The sequence below is a fragment of the Trinickia sp. genome, from assembly GCF_051961175.1.
Classification (GTDB): domain Bacteria; phylum Pseudomonadota; class Gammaproteobacteria; order Burkholderiales; family Burkholderiaceae; genus Trinickia.
On the sequence record NZ_JBQCDN010000069.1, the window covers coordinates 1 to 2325 of the forward strand.

Genomic DNA, 2325 nt, shown 5'->3' on the forward strand with positions numbered 1-2325 from the left:
TCGCCGGTGCGCATCCATCCGTCGACGATCGCATCTTTCGTGCGCGCATCGTCGTCCCAATACCCGCGCATGACCGAGTAGCCGCGCGTCCACAGCTCGCCGGTTTCGCCGATGCCCATGGTGTTGCCCGTCGCGTCGACCACTTTCGCTTCGAGGTGCGGCGCAATACGCCCGACGGTCGAGGTGCGCTTATCGAGCGGATCGTCAGTGGCGGTTTGAAACGAGACCGGGCTCGTCTCCGTCATCCCGTAAGCGATCGTGATCTCGGAAAGATGCATCCGCGCCATGACGCGCTTCATGGTCTCGATCGGACACGGCGAACCGGCCATGATGCCCGTGCGCAAGCTGCTGAGGTCGTACGACGCAAAATCGGGCAGATCGAGTTCCGCGATGAACATCGTCGGCACGCCATGCAGCGCGGTACAGCGTTCTTCGGCGCAAGCCGCCAGCGTCGCGGCGGGGTCGAACGCTTCGCCCGGAAACACCATCTTCGCGCCGGCCGATACGCAGGCGAGCACCGACAACACCATCCCGAAGCAGTGATAAAGCGGCACCGGAATGCACAGCGCGTCCGCTTCGGAAAAACGCATGGTCATGGCGATATAGCGCGCGTTATTCACCACGTTTCGATGCGTGAGCGTCGCGCCTTTTGGGTTCCCAGTCGTACCGCTCGTGAATTGAATGTTGATGGGATCCGCGGCCGATAGCGCAGCCGCGATCGCATCGAGATCGATCGTCTCGCGTGCCACGCGGCCGCGCTCGATCAGATCGGAGAACGTCGACATGCCCGGCGTTTGCGTGTCGCACATGCGCACGACCAGGCGCAGTTGAGGCAGGCGCGCCGCGCGTAGCTGCCCCGGTTCGCACTGCGCGAGTTCAGGTGCCAACGCCTGCAGCATCTCGACGTACTTCGACGTCTTGAAACTTTCGGCGGTGATGATCGCGCAGCAGCCCGATTTGTTCAGCGCGTATTCGACCTCCGCGAGCCGATAGGCCGGGTTGACGTTGACCAGAATGGCGCCGATGCGCGCGGTCGCGAACTGCGTCAGCAGCCATTCGACGCGGTTCGGCGACCAGATACCGACGCGGTCGCCGCGCCCGATCCCGGCCGAAGCGAGGCCCGCCGCGAGCACATCCACTTCGTCGGCGAACTCGCGCCAGGTCCATCGGATCCCTTGCTCGCGAAAGACCACTGCCGGCCGCTCGGGAAAGCGCGCCGCTGTGTCGCGCAAGAACTGCCCGATCGTTGCCTCGCTCAAAGCGATTTCGGTCCCTCCCCGCACATACGAGAGGCCGTTGATCGGCGCGATAAGCGCGCCCTCCTGCGGAAGCTGCGTCGCCATCTCGATGTCTCCCAATCGTGAGGAAATTTTTCCGATCGATTGTGCCACCGAGCGCCGCTCGCCCCCATCAAGTCTTACCCGCAGCCCAGCAGTAGAGGGCTGCATGAGCCCCCCAGTAAGCGCTGAAGGGCCAAAAAAAACGCCGCTTGGGCGCAAGCCCAGCGGCGTAATTTCCTACCAATCATCCTTTTTCGCAGCCTTTTATTCAGCAGCGGACAACGGACCGCTGCGCCATACACCTAAGCACAGCGCGTGCCTCGTCGTTCAGCCCAGAATCAATGCTGCCCGCGAATCTTGCGCAGGCGGGCGATCGCCGCGAGCTGCGCCGTCGCGTAGGCCAATTCGGCCTGCGCCGTCGCGTACTCGATGTTCGAACCCGAGTTTTGCATCGCTTCTTCGGCACGCTTGCGCGCCTGCTCGGCCTTCGCTTCGTCGAGATCCTTGCCGCGAATCGCCGTATCGGCGAGCACGGTCACGGCGCCCGGCTGCACTTCGAGAATGCCGCCGGCAACGAACACGAACTCTTCCTGGCCGTTTTCGGCCTCGATGCGCACGGCACCGGGGCGAATACGCGTGATGAGCGGCGTGTGGCCCGGCAAGATACCGAGTTCACCAGCCTCGCCCGGCAGCGCGATGAACTTCGCCATGCCCGAGAAGATCTGCTCTTCCGCGCTGACGACGTCTACTTTGATGGTTGCCATATCGATTCCTGTGCAAGCCTCGGTGGAACGTGATGCGTACAGCAGTTCCGGCGCTCAAGCCGCGAGCGCCAAAACCGCCATCCAAACCATCACATCGACCGTTACTGGATCTTCTTGGCCTTTTCGAAGGCTTCGTCGATCGTGCCGACCATGTAGAACGCTTGCTCGGGCAGATGATCGCACTCGCCTTCGACGATCATCTTGAAGCCGCGGATCGTTTCCTTCAGCGGCACGTACTTGCCCGGCGAACCCGTGAACACTTCAGCAACGTGGAACGGCTG

Annotated in this window: 2 protein-coding genes and 1 pseudogene; all 3 read right to left on the reverse strand. The window is 62.8% G+C overall.

Annotated features, from left to right (window positions below):
- Positions 1-1343: AMP-binding protein (locus ACTHL0_RS03810; RefSeq protein WP_440565260.1), on the reverse strand; the 1343-nt coding region annotated here is incomplete at its 3' end.
- 275 nt (positions 1344-1618) lie between these two features.
- Positions 1619-2044, reverse strand: a complete 426-nt coding sequence (locus ACTHL0_RS03815) for a F0F1 ATP synthase subunit epsilon (protein WP_440565261.1) — start codon at positions 2042-2044, stop codon at positions 1619-1621.
- Between the two features lie 101 nt (positions 2045-2145).
- A pseudogene (locus tag ACTHL0_RS03820) lies at positions 2146-2325 on the reverse strand (F0F1 ATP synthase subunit beta); the annotation flags it as partial.

Excerpts from the sequence above, each read along its gene's own strand:
- ACTHL0_RS03815 (WP_440565261.1), bottom strand. The coding sequence starts at position 2,044 with ATGGCAACCATCAAAGTAGACGTCGTCAGCGCGGAAGAGCAGATCTTC.